Origin of the sequence: Devosia sp. (assembly GCF_028290435.1) — a bacterium.
Lineage (GTDB): Bacteria > Pseudomonadota > Alphaproteobacteria > Rhizobiales > Devosiaceae > Devosia.
Genome location: NZ_JAQGJV010000015.1, coordinates 86,477 through 102,465 on the forward strand (window position 1 = coordinate 86,477; position 15,989 = coordinate 102,465).

General features: G+C 56.5%; 18 protein-coding genes. 9 read left to right on the forward strand and 9 right to left on the reverse strand.

What is annotated here, in order from left to right; translation table 11 throughout:
* Positions 1-211: 211 nt before the first annotated feature.
* The 3 genes from JWP26_RS04410 (at position 212) to JWP26_RS04420 (ending at position 3,880) form a co-directional block, all read left to right on the forward strand.
* The gene (locus JWP26_RS04410) at positions 212-1,378 is read left to right on the forward strand and encodes an ABC-three component system protein (protein WP_299724037.1); all 1,167 of its coding nucleotides are present in this window, start codon (positions 212-214) and stop codon (positions 1,376-1,378) included.
* A 1-nt stretch (position 1,379) separates the two neighbouring features.
* Positions 1,380-1,871 carry a three component ABC system middle component gene (locus JWP26_RS04415; RefSeq protein WP_299724040.1) on the forward strand — a complete coding sequence of 164 codons (492 nt, stop codon included), beginning with the start codon at positions 1,380-1,382 and terminating at the stop codon, positions 1,869-1,871.
* Positions 1,872-2,110: 239 nt separating this feature from the next.
* Positions 2,111-3,880, forward strand: coding sequence for a DUF3732 domain-containing protein (locus tag JWP26_RS04420; RefSeq protein WP_299724043.1), 1,770 nt, complete (start codon positions 2,111-2,113; stop codon positions 3,878-3,880).
* A 329-nt stretch (positions 3,881-4,209) separates the two neighbouring features.
* On the opposite strand, the gene JWP26_RS04425 is transcribed toward JWP26_RS04420, so the two are convergent.
* From JWP26_RS04425 to JWP26_RS04435, 3 genes are all read right to left on the reverse strand, one after another.
* The gene (locus JWP26_RS04425; RefSeq protein WP_299724046.1) at positions 4,210-4,704 is read right to left on the reverse strand and encodes a hypothetical protein; all 495 of its coding nucleotides are present in this window, start codon (positions 4,702-4,704) and stop codon (positions 4,210-4,212) included.
* A 76-nt stretch (positions 4,705-4,780) separates the two neighbouring features.
* On the reverse strand, positions 4,781-5,392 hold the full coding sequence (locus tag JWP26_RS04430) for an AAA family ATPase (protein WP_299724049.1): 612 nt from the start codon (positions 5,390-5,392) through the stop codon (positions 4,781-4,783).
* The gene (locus JWP26_RS04435; RefSeq protein WP_299724052.1) at positions 5,389-5,751 is read right to left on the reverse strand and encodes a hypothetical protein; all 363 of its coding nucleotides are present in this window, start codon (positions 5,749-5,751) and stop codon (positions 5,389-5,391) included. Before JWP26_RS04435 ends, JWP26_RS04430 begins: the two co-directional genes overlap by 4 nt.
* A 326-nt stretch (positions 5,752-6,077) precedes the next feature.
* Here JWP26_RS04435 and JWP26_RS04440 point away from each other — a divergent pair, with 326 nt between their 5' ends.
* The 3 genes from JWP26_RS04440 to JWP26_RS04450 all read left to right on the forward strand — a co-directional run bounded on the left by JWP26_RS04440 (position 6,078) and on the right by JWP26_RS04450 (position 8,177).
* Positions 6,078-6,530 (forward strand): DUF6641 family protein, encoded by a 453-nt coding sequence (locus JWP26_RS04440; protein WP_299724055.1) that lies wholly within the window; start codon positions 6,078-6,080, stop codon positions 6,528-6,530.
* A 42-nt stretch (positions 6,531-6,572) separates the two neighbouring features.
* On the forward strand, positions 6,573-6,902 hold the full coding sequence (locus JWP26_RS04445; RefSeq protein ID WP_299724058.1) for a hypothetical protein: 330 nt from the start codon (positions 6,573-6,575) through the stop codon (positions 6,900-6,902).
* A gap of 366 nt (positions 6,903-7,268) precedes the next feature.
* The gene (locus JWP26_RS04450; RefSeq protein WP_299724061.1) at positions 7,269-8,177 is read left to right on the forward strand and encodes a hypothetical protein; all 909 of its coding nucleotides are present in this window, start codon (positions 7,269-7,271) and stop codon (positions 8,175-8,177) included.
* 1 nt (position 8,178) lies between these two features.
* Here JWP26_RS04450 and JWP26_RS04455 read toward each other — a convergent pair whose 3' ends face one another.
* Together JWP26_RS04455 and JWP26_RS04460 are read right to left on the reverse strand one after the other, a co-directional pair.
* Entirely contained in the window at positions 8,179-9,441 is a 1,263-nt protein-coding gene (locus JWP26_RS04455; protein ID WP_299724064.1) for a PD-(D/E)XK nuclease family protein, read from the reverse strand.
* 54 nt (positions 9,442-9,495) lie between these two features.
* A complete protein-coding gene (locus JWP26_RS04460; RefSeq protein WP_299724067.1) occupies positions 9,496-9,711 on the reverse strand; it encodes a helix-turn-helix transcriptional regulator in 216 nt (71 codons plus the stop codon).
* A 123-nt stretch (positions 9,712-9,834) separates the two neighbouring features.
* Here JWP26_RS04460 and JWP26_RS04465 point away from each other — a divergent pair, with 123 nt between their 5' ends.
* Positions 9,835-10,305: a hypothetical protein gene (locus tag JWP26_RS04465; RefSeq protein WP_299724070.1), complete on the forward strand. Its 471-nt coding sequence runs from the start codon at positions 9,835-9,837 to the stop codon at positions 10,303-10,305.
* A 74-nt stretch (positions 10,306-10,379) separates the two neighbouring features.
* Entirely contained in the window at positions 10,380-11,627 is a 1,248-nt protein-coding gene (locus JWP26_RS04470) for a VCBS repeat-containing protein (protein ID WP_299724073.1), read from the forward strand.
* 7 nt (positions 11,628-11,634) lie between these two features.
* On the opposite strand, the gene JWP26_RS04475 is transcribed toward JWP26_RS04470, so the two are convergent.
* Complete coding sequence (locus JWP26_RS04475) at positions 11,635-11,958, reverse strand: type II toxin-antitoxin system PemK/MazF family toxin (RefSeq protein WP_299724076.1); 324 nt, start codon at positions 11,956-11,958, stop codon at positions 11,635-11,637.
* Positions 11,951-12,163: a hypothetical protein gene (locus tag JWP26_RS04480; protein ID WP_299724079.1), complete on the reverse strand. Its 213-nt coding sequence runs from the start codon at positions 12,161-12,163 to the stop codon at positions 11,951-11,953. The genes JWP26_RS04475 and JWP26_RS04480 overlap by 8 nt, the downstream gene beginning before the upstream one ends.
* Before the next feature lie 535 nt (positions 12,164-12,698).
* On the opposite strand from JWP26_RS04480, the gene JWP26_RS04485 reads away from it, so the two are divergent.
* A complete protein-coding gene (locus JWP26_RS04485; protein WP_299724082.1) occupies positions 12,699-13,304 on the forward strand; it encodes a hypothetical protein in 606 nt (201 codons plus the stop codon).
* On the opposite strand, the gene JWP26_RS04490 is transcribed toward JWP26_RS04485, so the two are convergent.
* Together JWP26_RS04490 and JWP26_RS04495 are read right to left on the reverse strand one after the other, a co-directional pair.
* The gene (locus JWP26_RS04490; RefSeq protein ID WP_299724085.1) at positions 13,305-14,126 is read right to left on the reverse strand and encodes an ABC transporter substrate-binding protein; all 822 of its coding nucleotides are present in this window, start codon (positions 14,124-14,126) and stop codon (positions 13,305-13,307) included.
* Positions 14,127-14,186: 60 nt separating this feature from the next.
* On the reverse strand, positions 14,187-15,950 hold the full coding sequence (locus JWP26_RS04495) for a PQQ-binding-like beta-propeller repeat protein (protein ID WP_299724088.1): 1,764 nt from the start codon (positions 15,948-15,950) through the stop codon (positions 14,187-14,189).
* Positions 15,951-15,989: the final 39 nt, after the last annotated feature.

A 15,989-nucleotide genomic window follows, 5' to 3' on the forward strand; every position in this document is an offset into this window, starting at 1 on the left:
TCTTGTCAGCCGCTTAAGACCCCCCCTCTAACCCTGCCATTCAGGTGGTCGACGGACTATGCGCCCTTAAAAATTAGGGGACAACTCGCACGCTAGTAGCAGGGCGACTACTGACGATAGATGCGGGGCTTCATCGATCTTGGTTTTCATCCTAGTTCTATGTGTGATCAATAGTTTGCACGTCTCGGAGAATAGGAGGTTTCTTAACATCGTGGCGAAGCAATCCGCTCATTCCGCAGAACCGATGATTCAAGGAGTGTTCCTGCAGCTGGAGCGCGCGCTCTTCCATCTCGCTCTATGCGGGCATGGCGAGTCGGTAGCCGTGGAACTGGTGGACGACGTTTCGCGGCATAAGAACGGCACAGAAACAATGCGTGAGCAGTACAAGAACACGCTGGATGGCGAAAAGGAGATGTTCGCCGACCGCAGCATTGATCTCTGGCGGACGCTGCAAATATGGGTGAACGACTACCGCGCCTCTGGCTCCCTCTGCTCTCAGTATCTACTCGTCACCAACGCGAAGGCAGCGGGCGCGATTGTGGATGCGCTGCGGGCGTCGGGTAGCCTGTCAGATAGAGCGACTGCGATTACGACGGCAATGGCCACCGCTTCGCAGGCCGGTCGCGGAAAGGCCAAGAAGCCATCTAAAATTCAAGCGATCATCAATGATGTGATGGCTTTTCCGGGGCCAAACCTGATCGATCTCGTCGCGAGGATCGAGGTGGTGGAGGGTTTCGACTACAACGCCATGCGACCCGAACTCGCGACGCATTTGGGGATAGGCCCGGATTTCGATCGCGACGCATTTCTTACCGACCTCATGGGTTGGCTGGTCGAGACGCTCCAGAGCGCTTGGGGGTCCGGCGTTGCGGGTATAATCACCAAGGAAGCATGCCTACGTCAGATCGACGCCGTCAGGCTGAGGACGGCTCGGCGCCGATTGTTGCCGAGGCCGTCTTCCGAAGTGATGGTAGGTGATGAACAGGTTGCAAGCGCGCGAGGCCGAGCCTTTGTCGACCATCTGGGCCGCATCAAGATCGATGACGATGAAGTGCTGCAGGCCATCGAACACTTTCTCCAGTTCAACGTCGAAAGGCATCGGCTGGTCAATGAGGGTGAAATTCCGCCTCAGGAATGGGTCGATCGGGGCAATCGGCTCAAACAGCGCTGGCAAAGTGTCGCGCGGAAAGTTCGTCTCGACCACGCTGGTAAGGATCGTGTCCTGCGTGGCCAGCACGTGTTCGCTGACACTACGTATTTTCATAGAGAGGACCTCGCCGGCCACCCTTGCGACGAACTCTACGTGACCTCCGGTCACTACCACCGACTGGCCGACGACAACCAGGTCTGGTGGGACCCAGAGTTCCAAGGCAATTGACATGCGGGAAGATCATGAAGAGCTCATTCTGCGAAATCCGGCCTATCTCGCGTGCCTGCTATGGAGCCTGGCGCGATCTTTCGCCGACAAGGGCGATGGGAGATCACCGAACCTCACGCACATGGTGATCGGAACAAGCATGTTGTTTCACGCCGCCAGCGTGGAAAAAATCTATGCGATGAAAATGGAAAGTGGCCTACTAAAAGCGCTTTCGGATGTGCCCGAGCTTATTGCGGGGGTACAGCCTAGGCTGGAAGCAGCGTTGCCAGCATGCATGCAGGCGTTGCAGGTCGGCGTGGCAGCCAGGATCATTGGCCGCGAGGGCGGGGAAGGTTTGCCTATCTTTCCCGCATTAGGGACGAACCTGCCCAAGGCGCTTCGTGATGTCCAAGCAGATACCGGTCATGGCGTTGCCGCGGCAAGGCGGTTGGGCGCTTGGTTCGCTCGAGAAGACTTAGCAACAGTTCGAAGCCGCATGGGAGTGCGTTTCTGATGAAGCTTCATATTCGAGAACTCATCATTTGGCCGGAAGATCCGAACCTAGAGCCGCGGATAATCGCTTTCGACCCAAAGCGCCTTAGCGTGATTTCAGGATGGAGTTCGACCGGGAAGTCTTCAGTCATCTCGATCATCGACTAAGTTCTCGGCGCGGGTACCAGCACCATTCCTGTAGGGGAAATAAGGGACGAGGCGTCGTGGTATGGCCTCACACTTGACACAGACGTCGGCCCGATGCGCTTGGCACGGGAGAAGCCCCAGGCCAGGCAGGTTTCCGACCAGTATTGGCTTTTGCAGGGCGAGGAGGTCGCACAGCCCCTTCTACGCAGGCCGCGTCCGAACGCTCGAACCGAACGCGTCAAGCAGCTGTTCGACGACCTGTCGCAGCTGTCCAACCTAGACACCGACCCCGCTGGTCGCGGCTTTGGCGGGCGTGCGAGCTTCCGGGACATGGCAGCGTTCAACTTCCTCCCGCAGCACGTGGTGGCTAATCCGTACACGCTGTTCTTCAAGGCCGACACCTCGCAGCATCGAGAAAAGCTGCGCAGTGTGATGCCGCTCGCCTTGGGCATCCTCACCAACGAGGACTTGGTGAAGCTGCACACCCGACGACTTCTGAAAGACGAGCTCCGGCGTGTCGAGGCCGACCTCAGCCTGCGGCGCGAAGCGCTTGAAAGATGGCGCGGGAACGCAACCGTCGCGTTCTTCCACGCACAGGAGCTCAGTCTACTTCCCAGTGGTCCCTTGCCGGAATCTCTCGACGAGGTCATCGACATCCTAAAGCAGGTCGTCGCGGCCGGAGGCGAAACCGTAAATGCGACTGGGCGCGTGTCGGTGGCGGTCGACCGGTTGCGAGATCTGCGCGAACTGGAACGAACATCCGACCGTAATATCTCCGATGGAAAGCGGCGTTTGAGACGCTTGCGTAGCCTCCGTGGTTCGGTCGCCGACTATGGCGAAATTCTTGCAGACCAGAAGCAGCGTGTCCGTGGCGTTGGCTGGTTCAAGGAGGCCATCGTCGCGCATGAATGTATATTGTGCGGGTCTGACACAGGTGCGGCCCAGCGCGCACTAGCGGAACTGGAGGGCCCGATTTCGGAGCTTGAGGACCTGATCGCTGGCACCACTGCCACTCCACCTGTAGTGGACAAGGAAATCCTTGACGTCGAGACGCAGCTTTTGAAGGACGAACAGGTGCTGGTGAATTTGCGCCGCTCTCGTGTCGCAGCGGAAGCAACGGTTGATGCCGAGCACGGGCGATCGCAAAGCCTTGAGAATGTGTACCGGTTCCTCGGCAGCACTCAGGAAGCGCTGAGAATGGTTGGAGAAGTCGAAAGCGAAGGAGGCCTCCGAGAACAAGCCGAGGATTTACGTCGGCGCATCGCAGAACTCGATAGAGCTCTGGACCAGGGTCGGCATGATCAACGGGAAACTGACGTCCACGCGTCCATCTCTAAAGGCATCGTACGTTTCATCGACTTGCTCGGTATTGACGGCGCCGGCGGCACACCGAGCTTGGACCAGCGCGAACTCAACATCAAATTCCAGCGCGCGGAAGGCGAGAAACCAGACTTCCTTTTCGAGATCGGCAGCGGCGAGAACTGGATGGCCTATCACCTAGCCGCGATGCTCTCCCTTCACGCCCTTTTCTTGAAACGCGGCGCACAAAACCCTGTTCCAAGTTTCCTGGTCATCGACCAGCCGAGCCAAGTGTATTTCCCAAGCGACACGTACGAGCGGCTCGTCGCTAAGGATGGAGGCGTGGACAATTCTTCACGGAGCAAGGATTTGCAGCGAACGAGGCAAATCTTCCAAGCGGTTGCGCACGTCCAAAAGGCGCTCGGCGGTCTCCAACTGATTATTCTCGACCACGCGGATCACAGCACTTGGGGCGACATTGAGAACATCGAGGAGGTGGGAAATTGGCGGGGTGAAGACGCCCTAATCCCGCCAAGCTGGTTGGCCTCAAATAATGCAGACACGGATGGTGTAGGTGGCAAGTAACTGCGTTTCCCCTGCACTCCCTTTATTTTGAAAGTTCTTCGGGCTCTCGGTGCGCGCCTTCAGTGGTGAGCTGGGAGCTGCGTGCCGGCCGCTGGGATGCGCACAGAGTGTCGGATTTCGGTGGACATGCCAAAAGCGGTGCATCCGCCACCGGCTCCAAAGCTGCCTGGGGCCCAAGCCAGCGAAAAATAACCTTGCAACACGCTCGCGCGAAAAACGTTACGTGCATCACTATAAATGCGCGATTGATGGATAAAGGTACCAACTAAATCAATGGCATGCCCAGGAATGCAAGAAACTGCGTAGTTCCTTACATTCCGAATACCGAGCTAAATTACCTCGCCCTTGAGCTTTGCACGAAGTACGAATTGCGCAAATTTGTGCCCTTGAGACGATTGAAGATAATCCTCTCGCACATACATCTCCAGAAAATCGGGGCTGTTATGGAACGTGAAGTCCTGGAACACAAAAAGGCAGATTTCGGGTTCAAAATTTGGGATTAAGCTTGCAACATCCATATTGTCCGTGCGCCAAGCTACGATTTTCCGATATAATATCTGGTCGACGGTTCGGTTTTTGCCCATCCCTTCACAAGCAAACTGGGGTATTTTGCCAGATTGTGTATCTTGATCATTATCTAAAGGATAGTGTTCCAAAGGCTTGTCATGCCAGATAGGTTGGAATTCAACTATAAATTCGTGCTCCAATAATTTTGTGCGTCTAGTCTTATTGAGGGCAGCGATCCGCAGGTCGCTCTCGAGGTCGGCCTTGATGGGCGACGTCATATTCGTGATTTCTACGTATTTCGACGCATAGGTCAGCATTGCCATTCTTTCAGGTTTGTTGGTTAGCCCACAATGTTTGGGTGAAGTGGCCCCGCACTTCGCGGGGCCAATTTGATTATAGGAACTGGTGAACCAGGTTTTCCAAGGAACGCCAACTTCCCTTTGACGCGCTCACAAGGACCAGTGCATCAGCGGGGCTGATAAACTTGCCATGGTCAGCAAAAACTTGGCAGACCTTGTGGGCGACGCTGGCGGCAGGTTCCATGTCGACATGATGGGCTGAGCATCGGTTCTGGAAATTCGAAGGGAGCTTTCCGACATGGTTCGTCGTCAGGATGAACTTGTGATCCAAATGCTTGTCCATGAAACAACGGACATTACCGATTTCGTCCGCATTAAGCCGATCGACCTCATTGATCACTGTGAAGTGCCAAATCTGGTCGGTCATTTTCCAGGCATTCATGGTGCCCTCAACCTGAGCGGTGCAGCTTGTCGTCCATTCGTCACCGTCAAAAACGTATGACTTGGTAATTGCCGTAGCCGGATACATTGCTGCGATTAGCAGTTCGGCGATCTTGGATTTTCCGGTTCCTGGGTCGCCGTGGAGCAGCAGATGAGTTTGTTGCTTTCCGGTGACGATGTTTCCGACGACCTTTGCCAGCGAGGTGCTGGCAAAGGTGACGTTGTGGATTGAAGTTGGCGTGAAACGGTCGAATATACTGCTCATGCCGCGACCTCCGCAGAGATCGAGGTGACCTCGATTTCGAGCGACGCTGCGTCGATTAACTGCTGGTTTACGGCGAGAGCGTCGGCTTTTTGTTCGGCAGACAGCTTTTTGGCAGCATGCTCGAGGACTTTGTCAGTCGGCGAGATGTTGTTGGTGCCAAACACCACTTCCATTCGCGTTGGATCCGAGGCGCTGACCCTAACTAGCGCAAGGGCGAAAGTGTGGTCGGCATCGGCGTTCGCACGTAACTCGTCTACTGCAGGAATTGTTGTCAGAGCGTTAGTGGCGCCGAAGTGCTGCTTGGCCGCTTGAATACCCGTTTCGACGTTCTTGGTGTTTTTGGTGGAATTCTTTTTCACACCTGACGGGCCTCCGGAGTCGGCAAGCTGTGGCGCCAAGCGTATGAGGATACCTTGCTGATCCACATCGAGGTCCAAAACTATCTGACGTGGAAAGCTTCAGAGCGCGATGCCGTAGCGTTCCCACAGGAACGTATTGACGCATTGCGCTTGCGCGTAACGCAACTGGCGAAAGCACCACAGGCAGCAGCACCTGCAGGGTCTTCGTCTCTCGCCAAAATCATCAAGTTCGTTTCGCCACGGAATTCGCGCTGAATCGAAATATCAGTCGTTCTTGGCGCCAGAAGGCTTTAATTAAGAAGACCTCATTCAGAACGAGGTCTCACATGACACTGCTCGATAAGCTCACTTTCTCCAGCGCATCCCCGCGTGAGAAGCTCTCGCCGGTAGCCCGCAAGCGGCTCAAACTGCTTGAACAGTTGGATATCCAGATCACAGCTGCGGACTGCGAACTCGACGGTTCCGACTACCTGCACAGCGTGCGTAAGTGGGTGCGTGTCGAGGGCAGCACCGAAAAGCAGCTGATCACCAAGCCCGTGCATGTGAAACGTTGGTGGTGGACCAATGAGCAGGGCCAACTGATGGTCTCGCTGCGCCAGGGCAACCGCGTTATGGAAGTTGCACCGGGCAAAGTCAGCATTGAAGTCGGCGATATCACCGCCCTGCCCGAAGTCCTTAAGACGCTACGGGAAGCCATTGCTGCCGGCGAACTCGACGAGCAGTTGAAGGTCTCGCCCTTCGTGCGGCCGATCCCCAAGGCCAAGGGGGCGAAGGCTTAGACCTTGGACGCACCGAGGTTATCGTACCTGCTGGCTACCAGTTTGCGTCCACTGATCCGACAAACAGCCCATCAGCTCACGCTGCTGGGCCTTTGCCAGGACAGCGAGGAATTTTCCACGAAATGGCTCGGAGACCTCGATGCCTATCGGCGGCTCAGCGGCTTTAGCTTGCTGGAACTGGCCAGCGTCGTGCACTCACTGGAATTCGGTCTCGGCCTCCAAGAGTGCGTGTATCAAGACGACTGGGAAGAAGCCAAAACTGACCGAGACCGCTGGCAGGCGCGTGTTCGGCTCAGCACATTACGGCTCCAACTGACACGCTTGCGTCGGTGGAAACGGGACAGCGGCTGGCAAACCGTGATGTTCGATTAGGCCAGATGATGCTGGCACGGCATCTTTCTCCCCAACTCGATCTTCTTGGCACCGAAGGCAAACGTCAGGGTTATCATGGTCGATAACCTTAGGCCTGCGTTCGCGCTGCGACCAAACCAGCCGACGTATGAAGTGCCAGTGCCAAGCAGCATGACACTCTCCCGCCGAGAGCTTTACGACTTGGTATGGTCGCAGCCGATGACAAAAGTATCGGCTGCATTGGGTATGTCAGGTCGTGGACTAGCCAAATTCTGCATCCGACATAGGATACCAACCCCACCTCGTGGTTATTGGGCGCGGGTTGCTGCCGGTCAGACCCCCGAAAGGCCACTATTCCTGGATTTTGGGGATGACGATCTGAAGCCATTGACGATTTTCGATACGTTGTCCGCGTTGTCGGTGGCCGCCAGTAATGTCGTCCGCGAAGCCAGAGCGGAAAAGACGCGGTGGCGGAAGAAGTCACTCAACAACGGGAAATCTGACTCTGCTCAGATTGTCGTTGCACCAGCTGTGGCAGCGATGGCCCAGACCCTTCGGACTTCCAAGCCTGATGATGCTGGGGAAGTCCAGACCAATCCCGATGGAAAATCTGCGGTCAAAGTCCATTACCTGCGGGTCGAACGCGTGATCAGCTTTCTGTCTCAGCTGTCAGACCAGTTAACAGATGCAGGTTTGGACGTTTTGAGTACGAAAGAGGAGGTTCAGGTTGCTGACGGTCCGGATAAGCTAGGATTCACCCTTGCTGAGCGTATGCTGCCCCTTGTCGGCTACACCGGACAGTTTGTCCTTGCCATTGTCTCTCGAGGCGGCACCGGGCTCAGGAGGCGATGGGCTGATAGCAAAACTCAAACTGTGGAAACGCTACTACCCGACATCGTGGCCGGTCTACAAGCGTTCCTTCGGGCTGAGAAGGCAAAGCGCGAAGACCATGCACAACGACAACGGCGATGGCAACACGTGGAGCACCGCCGGTTTCTAGCGCAGCAGCGTAAGGACCGTGAGGAGAAGCGCATTGCCCATCTGAGACGAATTGTGGAAATGCAACGCGAGGCGAACGACATCCGAAATTGGCTCAAGACGCTTCCGCCGGATCAAATTGCGACTGACTGCACAGAACTAGGAAGAATGGTCAGTTGGGCAAAGTCTCGTCAGTCGCTCCTAGCCCGTCTGACTACGCTGGATGCGGCAAGTTCCATGGTTGCTGGGCGCAACCTCTTCCCAGCGATAGATGAACTTCAGGACCCAGATGAAGAATTAGAGCAGGTTAAGCTATAGCCTAGGCACCACCAGTCAGACGTTTCTCTACCGCTAGCGAAGTTTCGACAAATTTCCGGCACAGTTCTTGGACTTCGGGATGGTCTATAACTAGCCCTGTCGGAGATTGGATGACGAGCCGTGCCGCAAACTCCTGCCCCCAGTAAGGTTCCCAAACTTTCTGCTCCCACGGCCAATGAGGCGTCTTTCGACCCCCAGGGATGTCTTGGGTCATATTCTCCAACGTGGCACGCGCTGGACTAGCGTAGTCCTGCACATCTTCCCTCAACCGCTTCGCATCAGGAGCCTTTGCTCCAAACTTTATCTGATCGAAAAAGAACTTTTGGCTTTCTATGGCGACAATACAATTTACGGGCCATGAAGCGCGGCGAACGCCCCAAGGTTCATATTGATTGTAAAGGCAGTCGGCCATGCTAGTAGCCGTCGAAGTTACAAAGTCCGAAGAAAGCTTTGTTCTGACCTCGGCCAAAAAATATGCGCCAATCTCGTTCACGATTCGACGGTGCAAAGGGTCCTGTGCCAGAAGGAAAGCTGCAATGGCCTTACGTTTCGTTGGATCGTCAAACTCAGCTGTCACGGCGTTTAGATAGGGAGCGTCGGTTGCCTCCATCGGATGTCCATCTCCAAAATAGCTATCGATATAGCCAATAAAGTCCCGGACGAATTCCCTCGGCCGTGCGGCCCTGATGTCGTCAACAACGGATTGCAGAATGCTATACAAAGAAGCCCTGCCATCCGACGAAAAGTACGGGATTTTGACCACGTCGCTCTCGGCGCTTTGCGCTTCCTGGTCTGATAAGAATATCAGAACTGGCTTCCGCCCTCTTAAATCGGCAGAAAGTTCATCCAGATAGTCCTTAAGTTGCTTGGTCTGTTGTATGGCCCACGGCTTGTTCTCGATGCCGATCACATACCTTGGCGTTTCAATGACAATGTCGATGCGGCGTCTGGCCCGTGTGAGGACCTCGCGATTGGCTCGCACTGCCTCGCGTTGGTTTACCCGCGGCACGTCGATCGAATTCAGCATTGCACTTAAAAACAACAGCCCTTGGCCATGGCTTCCCGAAGGGTCAAAAAGTTCTACGATGACACGGCTTAAGGTGTTTTCATTCGGCGCAAAGATTGAGAATATTGAGAACGCGGTAGCGCCGTATAAGTCTATGCCCTCGCGGAGCGCGTCGAGCTTTGGCATTGAAAGCATCATCTCCGCAACCACGCTTGATACCGCGTTTCGTTGTGGTGATTTCGGAGCATTCTTAGCCATAGATAGATGCTTTCAGTCGGCAATTTGCCGTTAATAAAAGTTGTCGATGTCGCATCACTGTTTAAGGGGGAGCATCAGAATATCTGGCGAAACATCAAGCGCATTTGCCAGTTTATCAACTACATCCAAGCTGACATTACGCTGACCGTTTTCGACCTCGCTGATATAGGCGCGTTTAACCCCTGCTTCGAAGGCAAGCTGTTCCTGCGTCCAACCACGATCGTGGCGCACCTCTCGAACTCTTCTGCCAAACACTTCAACGAGCCGCATGCGCGCAAAATCATGCGCTGGCAACTTCCGCTCTATCCCCTATCGGGGACAAACGTCTTTACCCTGCACCTAGGCGGCAATAGTGTCCCCCAAAAGGGACAGGGGGCAAATTTGACGCATTGGTTGAACGACGGAATTTGGCGCACGCGCAAGCTCAAGCTTGCTACTGCAGCGGTTCTGGTGATGGCCTCGGCCACCGGTGCAAGGGCCGACGACGCGTCGGCGCTTTCAGGGTTTTACGCCAACAGTGGCAACGAATGCATACAGGCCACCGGCGTTCTGTACATGTGCACGGCCGACCACTGCGTAAGTCAGGACTATCGTTACGGCACAACGCTCTATCCGACCCCCGCCAAGGCACAGGTCTCAATTGCCCCAACCTCTCAGGTCGATGGCAACGGGTTTCAGTTGCAAGCTGGTGATGTCACACTGGAATACGAACGTGATGGCGGACGATCAATCCGCATCGTGCGGCCTAGTGGTGCATCGCTTCTAACCACTTACTCGGCTCGAGCCGACGCAAGTGGAAAGTCCACCTATAGCTTCATCAAAGAGGGCGTCTCAGTTGACCCATCGGTCAAGCCCAGAACCTGATTCAATGCCCAGCGTACGCCGGAGCAGTCCAGAATTGGCTGGCGGAGGGTGCGGCCCCTCGACAGATTGCTCCGATGGCAGAGACCCCCAAGGCCGATCCAGATATCAGGATTAGGCGTGAAGATAGCCTGATCAAGATGGTGTTTGAGCCAACTGCGAAGGGAGCTCATATTGCGGAAGTGGTGCCGTTCACGCTGAATGATCCAGAATACCCTGCCCTGCTGGTACTCTGGGTGGTGGACCTTGGTGGCACGAAAGTACCGCTCCAGGTCCTCACCTATGATCACGAGACCAAGACCTACATAGATGGCACTGAAGAGGTATTTCAAGGTCGAGTTCCAAAGGCCGACAACCCACGCGCAGCCTCCATTTTTGGAACTGATAAGGGCCTGGGCATTGTCATCGCGAATACTGGATTGGACCGGGCGCCCTTCAGCCGCGCTACTAATACGTTGATCCTACCTACAGGCGATGGACACCTGAAGGACGCCTCACGCATGCTCCCTCAAGATCTTCAATTCTCACACGATGTATCTACTGGCGTGATCAACGAGCGCGGCGATATCGGCATTTACATCAATAGCATGTATGTCCCGGAGTATTTCATCATGCGCGGTGAGAAGCTGATTGATGCCTCTGCGGATTACCTCCCCAACGCAATTCATCGGGACGACAAGAAATTTACTGCCTCAGAACTGGCCGATGTCAACGGGGATGGGTTTGCTGACCTCATTCTAGGCTCCAGTGACGAACACAACTGGCGCTCAGTGATTTATCTGAACAACGGAAGTGGGCGGTTTGATCGGGGCGGGCCGTCTGAGCTTCCACGAACACCGTTTCCAGAGCGCAAATTGCAATTTGTGGACAGGACCGTCGGTGGCACTGTTGTCGATATCCAGCGGATGAAACTGGATGAAGCTCAGCCCTATGATGACCTGCTCGTCACGAGCAACGACGCGTACATGGGCTACGCCACACAAATTCTGAGGAATGATGGGCATGGCGAGTTCACTGACGTGACAGCCCAGCTTATTCAAGGGGACGCCAAATCCTACTTCAATAACACCAGCAAGCCTTACACATGGCAGCTTCGGGCTATCGTCTTCGACCACGGATCGGGACCCGATATCCTCACCAAGTCGGAAGCACGCTTCGAAGTGCCCTCCTATGTGTTCGGCAACAACGGCGACGGCACTTTTGGCGTTGATGCCTCTGTAGTAGGGTCGGCAATAACGAACGCTGGGAGCTTCGGCGGCACAAATATGTTGATCAGGCTCGTTGATAGCACTGACATCGTGCTCACCGATTATCCTGCGCACTAGTGACCTGTTAAAGGCGAAGCAACAGGCGCAGAGCCCGTTCGACTTCTAGCATGTTGGTGTCGTCCAACTTGCCGATTGCCTTGTCTAAGTTCGATTTCGGCACCGTCGTCAGCTTGTCGGCCATGGCAAAGCTCATTTGCTTCAGCCCCGTCGCCGCATTTGCAGAAATGGGCACGCGGATGAGGGGAGCATCGACCGCTGTCGTTGTTAACGGAACAACTATAAGGCTATCTAGGGAAATGCTGCTGTTCTGCAGGACGATGGCGGGGCGCGGTTTGCCGGTATAGGCTCCTTTGGATGCCATCGTGTAGATCGCGCCGCGTTCAGTCATTGCCGCCGACACCGTAAGCAGCAATCCACTGCATCGCTTCCTCTTCCTCGGCTGTGTTGGCGCGGATATTTGCTGTTTGCCGAACCAATTCTCGTTCGTGGGCCTCATCTACGTAACGCTGAATCAGCTTGCGCAGAACATCGCTGGTGCTCTGCTTATTGCTCTCCGCGATGCGAACGAACTCATCCTTGAGTTCGGGTTCCAATCTTGTTGTCACCATTTGCTGCGAACTTGAGCTGGGCATGCCACACCTTTTGTCGTACAATTCTGTGCGCAGATAATGTATACTCACCTGGAGCACATGGGTACCCATAAGTCAGTCGTGCTCGCCCAAAACTAGCACAATTTTAGCGCACATGACGCGAAGCACCAGCGTATGCTGGATAGTTAGCTATAAGTCGCATAATTGGTAAGGGGGAGGCCGACAGTTCAATCCTGTCCGGCAGCACCAGATTTTCATAGCTAAATCAGTACCTTGTGTAATTGGCTTGGTCGCCGGTTGCAGCCGTATGTTAGTGCTGTGCTGACAAGGCGCCCTCTCTCCATAGCTTCATTGACGGCCGGGTCAGTTTTTTGCGGGGCGAGCACAAGCCGCGAGTTATGCAGCAAAGTCGCGGCCTTCACGCTTGGGCCGGGTAGACCGCGCCCCGGAAGCGTCTCTCGTCGGGAACGACATACGCTCGAGTTGCAATCCGGGTCGTTGCGGAGGTATTTGCTGATGCGGGTCAGGGAGTTTGGGCGTGGATTTGTTGCGGGAACTGAGCATGGGGGAAATCGTGTCGCGGCTTGCGGCGGCGATTCTCTATGCCGGTATTCAGGGCTTGCTGCTGGCGGGTATCGCCAGACTGCTTGGTGACCAGCGGCCTAGCCATGATGGGCGGCTGACGGCCAACCCGTTTGTGCATTTGTCGGTGTGGGGCGCGGCGATGGCGGCGCTGTTCGGGGTGAGCTGGATCCGCACGATCTGGTTCGATGCGAAGGCCAATCGGCTGGGGCGGTGGGGGATCGTGGTGGTTGTGGGCCTGGGGTTGGCCGCAATGGTGGCGGTTGTGCCGCTGTTGGACCTCCTGAGGGCCCCTGCTCTGCTATTGCCACGCACGGGGGGCTATGCGGCGCTTTATTTGCTGGGGCAGTTGCAGGCGGTGGCAATTGCGTCCACTGCGCTGAACGTGTTGCCGATCCCGGGGCTCATTGGGGGAAGCCTGCTGCAGGCGATCTGGCCGGGGCCCGAGCGTCGACTGCGGCGGCTTGAGCCGTTCGGGCTGGCACTGGTGATCGTGGCCATCGTCGCCGGCTGGGTGCCCAACCTGGCGACGACGTTGTTGCCATGGCTGCAGTGGCGCTGACTATTCGCCAGCGTGGCCCTCATAGCCGTATTTTTCCATCAGCGCCGCAATAGTGCCGTCCTGAACCAGCGCATCGATGGCCTGATCGACCTGGCTGCGCAGGAAGGTGTTGCGGCTCGAGACCAGAGCGCCAACATTGATATCGGCCACTGGGATCGGGTCATTTGCCACGATACGCAGCTTGTCGGCACCAGGGTGTTCTTTCTGCAGGCGAGCCAGTGCGGGCTGCCATAGAATCATGCCCGCAATGGTTCCGTCGAGCACGCGGGTAGCCATCTTGTCGAAGTCGGCATAGGGGAAGCGGATCCAGCGATCCGGCTTGGCCTGCTGCTGCGCCCAGGTGATGTAATTCATTTCGCCAAGGCTCGCCATGGCGGTGCCCAGCTTGCGGTCCTTGGGAATATCGCCAAGGCTCTGCCAATCCGGCTCGGCGACGGCGATCACGAAGGGCATGGTGGCGTAGGGGCGGGTTAGCGAAAAGGCATCCGATAGCGGGGAATTGGCGGAAATCGAAACGCCCATGAACATGTCGCAGGTATTGTTCATGGCCAGCGTCAGCTCATCGATGAAGCCATCGCCATTGAGCGGAAAACCGCCAAAGCCCTCGATCACATTGACCTGCAGGAACAGGGCATCGCCGATGGCCTTGGCGATTTCCTCGTCGAACGGACGAGCCAGGCTCGTGACATCAAAGCAGACATTGATCGCGTCGCCGGCGAGACGGCGGGTATTGTTCATCTCTTCGGGTGGGATGCCGGAAGACTGCCCGAAGGCAGCAGTCGTCGCCAGCAGTGCCAAGCCCACGGCGAGAAAACGGAACATGCTCATCTCCTAAAAGCGAAAGGGGCCGAAGCCCCTTTCTTTTGTTTTCTGCAGTTCGGCTTAGTTGGTGGCCTTGGGCAGCTTGAACACGAAGATCGAATTGCCCGAACCGGTCGGCAGCGGGATTTCCGGGAAGGCCGAGGAAATCGAGCTGGCGGCATTGGAATAGCCGGTGGGCACGACGAGGTACTGCTCGCCATCGATCTCGTAGGTGGAGGGATAACCGCCCACTGGAGCATTCAGGCGCTGGGTCCAGACGATGTCGCCAGTCTTCTGATCCCAGGCCTTGATATCGCGGGCGGCGTCACCGCCGAACACGAGGCCACCGGCGGTAGCCAGCACCGAGGAGGTCATCGAAGGACGGCTGCGGGCCTGCCAGATGTGATCGCCCTGGGTGGGGTTGATCGAGACAGCGTCGAGCAGGCCGGCATCGGTGATGCCTTCAGGCAGAACGCGGGGACCAAACTTGACGGCACCAACGGCATTGCCGGCGGTGAATTCGGTCTGGGTCGGCGCCACGGTGTTGCAGGCTTCGGTCAGCGGCACGTAGTAGGCCTGGGTGAGCGGGCTATAGGAGCCGGTCATCCACAGCTTGCCACCGGAGACGGAGGCGCAGACGAGATGTTCTTCACCAACGGCCTTGGAGATCAGGTCGGTGTTGATGTTGACGGTGCCGTCAGGATCGATGCTCTTGACGACGTTCTGGACCACGGTGTCCTTGTGCCAGAGATACTTGCCGGTATCGCGATCAAGGGCGAACACGATGCCGTTCTTGCCAGCGGCGGTGACCAGCAGGTGCTGCGTCTTGCCGTCGACGTCCTGGTCGACCAGGATACGCTCATACGGGGAGTCCAAGTCCCAGTTATCGCGCGGCAGGTGCTGGTAGTACCACTTGAGCTTGCCAGTCTCGATATCGATGGCGAGCGTCGAGTTGGTATAGAGCACCGAGCCGTCGCCCGAACCGCGGATCAGCTCGGAATAGGGGCCGGGCATGCCGATGCCCCAGAAGGTGGTCTTGGTTGCCGGATCATAGGAGCCAGTGGTCCAAGGCGTGCCGCCCCAACGGTTTTCAGCAGGAACGTCGCCCCAGCTTGCTTCCTGCTTGGGATTGTTGGGATCGTCGATGGTGTTGAAGCGCCACAGTTCGTCCCCGGTGTTCACGTCATGGGCGAAAATGTAGCAGCCGCCAGCGGTGCCGGCGATCGAGCAGCCGGAAATTGCGGTAATGATCTTGCCATCAGCGATGATCGGACCGACCGTGTAGCTGTAGCCAAGGTTATAATCGAGAACCTGCTTTTCCCAGACCACCTTGCCGTCGACGGCGCTGAGCACCACGATCTTGGCGTCGGCGGTGGTGAGGATCACCTTGTCCTGGTAGAGCGCGATCGAGTTTTTCTGGCGGCGGGCCTGATTGGCCTGATAGCTCCAGGATGCCGGGATCTCGGGCAGCACATGGCGATACTGCCAGATCAGGTCACCGGTCTTGGCGTTGAGCGCCTCGACGATGTTGTTATTGGTCTGCAGGAACATGATGCCGTCATGCACCAGAGGCGCGGTTTCCTGGATGCCGGCTTCGGCCATCGGCCAGGCCCATGCGAGCTGCAGCTTGCCGACCGTATCCTTGTTGATCAGGTCGAGAGCGCTATAGCCCTGGTTGTTGTAGGCGCCGCGATACATCAGCCAGTCTTGCGCCGGTGGGTTGGCCAGCATTTCGTCGGTGACCGGCGCATAGGCGGGCTTGGCGTCCTGAGCGTGGACCGGGCCAGACAGGGCGAGCAGAGCCGTCGTCGCCACCAGCAGTGATTTCATCAGATCGATTTTCATCGATTTCTCCTACCAACGACGTGTGGTGAGCACGTCTGA

What these genes read in the sequence shown, in the direction of transcription:
- JWP26_RS04415 (WP_299724040.1), top strand. Translation starts at nt 1,380, where the DNA reads ATGCGGGAAGATCATGAAGAGCTCATTCTGCGAAATCCGGCCTATCTC.
- JWP26_RS04420 (WP_299724043.1), top strand. Translation starts at nt 2,111, where the DNA reads ATGCGCTTGGCACGGGAGAAGCCCCAGGCCAGGCAGGTTTCCGACCAG.
- JWP26_RS04425 (WP_299724046.1), bottom strand. Translation starts at nt 4,704, where the DNA reads ATGCTGACCTATGCGTCGAAATACGTAGAAATCACGAATATGACGTCG.
- JWP26_RS04430 (WP_299724049.1), bottom strand. Translation starts at nt 5,392, where the DNA reads ATGAGCAGTATATTCGACCGTTTCACGCCAACTTCAATCCACAACGTC.
- JWP26_RS04440 (WP_299724055.1), top strand. Translation starts at nt 6,078, where the DNA reads ATGACACTGCTCGATAAGCTCACTTTCTCCAGCGCATCCCCGCGTGAG.
- JWP26_RS04455 (WP_299724064.1), bottom strand. Translation starts at nt 9,441, where the DNA reads ATGGCTAAGAATGCTCCGAAATCACCACAACGAAACGCGGTATCAAGC.
- JWP26_RS04460 (WP_299724067.1), bottom strand. Translation starts at nt 9,711, where the DNA reads ATGCGGCTCGTTGAAGTGTTTGGCAGAAGAGTTCGAGAGGTGCGCCAC.
- JWP26_RS04470 (WP_299724073.1), top strand. Translation starts at nt 10,380, where the DNA reads ATGGCAGAGACCCCCAAGGCCGATCCAGATATCAGGATTAGGCGTGAA.
- JWP26_RS04475 (WP_299724076.1), bottom strand. Translation starts at nt 11,958, where the DNA reads ATGACTGAACGCGGCGCGATCTACACGATGGCATCCAAAGGAGCCTAT.
- JWP26_RS04490 (WP_299724085.1), bottom strand. Translation starts at nt 14,126, where the DNA reads ATGTTCCGTTTTCTCGCCGTGGGCTTGGCACTGCTGGCGACGACTGCT.
- JWP26_RS04495 (WP_299724088.1), bottom strand. Translation starts at nt 15,950, where the DNA reads ATGAAAATCGATCTGATGAAATCACTGCTGGTGGCGACGACGGCTCTG.